Here is a 1845-nt window from a genome sequence, read left to right as displayed (position 1 = left end):
TGTTTTTGATGGCCCCAAATATCCGAAAGTTGACGGTATTGCCTGTCCAGAATTAGATGGTTATAATGTCCATATAGACATATTTCTGAACATTTCGACATATGTAATTCTGGAGAAAGGAAAAGACGTCTCCCCTAATGTATATCTGCGCCAACAGAAATACGGGAGACGTCCCACAAAACAACTATATGATTATTGTAACAGATTATCATCTTGTTGAAAATACTGAGACTGGCGTTTTTAGTTAGAGGTGCGGGGGAGCTGCCTTCTCCTTGTTGTGGTAAAAGCATGAGTGTGATCGGAACTAGAGATAGAAAAGCCAAGAAAAGTTCAGGGGAATCATGCATTTATAATATTCGTCGTTTAGGGTGCGATAATTGCGATAAGATTCATCACGAACTACCTAATTTCTTGGTACCCTATAAAAGATACGAATCAGAGTGTATTGAAGCGGTTCTAACGAACCCTTCTAATCATGATATTCCTGCTGATGAGTCCACCTTATATAGGTGGTTTGCGTGGTTTAAAAGTTTAGTTGATTATTGGGTTAATTGTTTAATAGCCATCATGCTTCGTAATAAACAGGAGATCCCTTTGAATTTGGAGTCCGGAGATTCAAAGCCCGCACCTCTTTTTAGAATAGGACGTCTGGTGGGCGATGCCCCCGGATGGCTGGAAAGAATTGTCCGGCCCATTGTAAATATTAATTTGTGGTTACATACCCGTTCCGCATTCTTGTCCGAAAGAGGCTGATTTACACTCATGGTATTACATTGAAAGGAGTAATATCATGAGAGATCAAAAAAAGGCAGAAGAAATCGCAGTGCAGCGATTCCAGCTTATTTCACCCCTATTGGCAGAGGGACTAGATGCTGGAAAAGTGAAAGAATTGAAAGAGGAAATTTGTAAGACCAGCGGTCTTTCCGAAAGAACGATTAGACGTTATCTTTCACAGTTTCGTTCTGAAGGTTTTTTAGCTTTAAAGCCCAAGGGTACGTCCATAAGAACCAAAGCTGAAGCGATTCCTGTGCATTTACTAGAACAGGCTATTCTTCTCCGAAAAGAAGTACCGGGTAGAAGTGTCGCACAGATCATTCAAATCCTAGAGTGGGAGGGCTTAGCTGAACCGGGCCAGATTAAACGGTCCACCCTCCAGGAGAAATTAACCGATAAAGGGTATAGCACACGGCAAATGAAGTTATATTCTCAAACCGGAGTAGCTGCTAGACGTTTCCAAAAGCGTCATCGTAATCAGCTTTGGCAATCAGATATAAAATATGGCCCTTACCTGCCCATCGGCCCCAACGGTACTAATAAACAGGTTTATTTAGTTGCGATTATTGACGATGCGACCAGATTTATTTTACACGGTGCCTTTTATCCGACACTCGATTCACGAATTGTAGAGGATGCTCTTCGACAGGCAGTTCAAAAATTCGGTGTACCTGAAGCCGTTTATTTTGACAATGGGAAGCAATTCAGAACAAAGTGGATGGCTCGGACATGTTCAAAACTTGGAACGAGGCTAATTTTCGCAAGGCCTTATGCGGCCGAAAGTAAGGGTAAGGTAGAAAAATTCAATAGAACGGTAGATTCCTTCCTCGGAGAGGCTGTACTTGAAAAGCCGAAAACTCTAGACCGTTTAAATGAACTTTTTCAAGTATGGTTAACCGAATGTTATCAGAATAAGCCTCACTCTGCCCTAGGCGAGAAAATAAGTCCCGAATCGGCATTTCGTAGTGACAGAAAGGCCCTTCGTTTTATTAACCCAGATACTTTGGCCAATGCTTTCCTACATTGTGAAACAAGAAAGGTAGATAAGTCTGGCTGTATCAGCTTTATGGA

General features: G+C 41.7%; 2 protein-coding genes. Both read left to right on the top strand.

Features of this window, described 5'->3' with window-relative positions:
• Nucleotides 1–213 precede the first annotated feature (213 nt).
• Entirely contained in the window at nucleotides 214–753 is a 540-nt protein-coding gene (locus FAR12_RS23915; protein WP_342772344.1) for a DUF6431 domain-containing protein, read from the top strand.
• Between the two features lie 37 nt (nucleotides 754–790).
• Nucleotides 791–1845, top strand: a 1055-nt coding sequence (locus FAR12_RS23070) for a DDE-type integrase/transposase/recombinase (RefSeq protein ID WP_126411081.1), incomplete at its 3' end; no start/stop codon positions are given.

The sequence above is a fragment of the Bacillus yapensis genome (assembly GCF_005280205.1).
Lineage (GTDB): Bacteria > Bacillota > Bacilli > Bacillales > Cytobacillaceae > Robertmurraya > Robertmurraya yapensis.
Note: the sequence above shows the minus strand (reverse complement) of the source record. Positions and strands in the feature narration are given on the sequence as shown.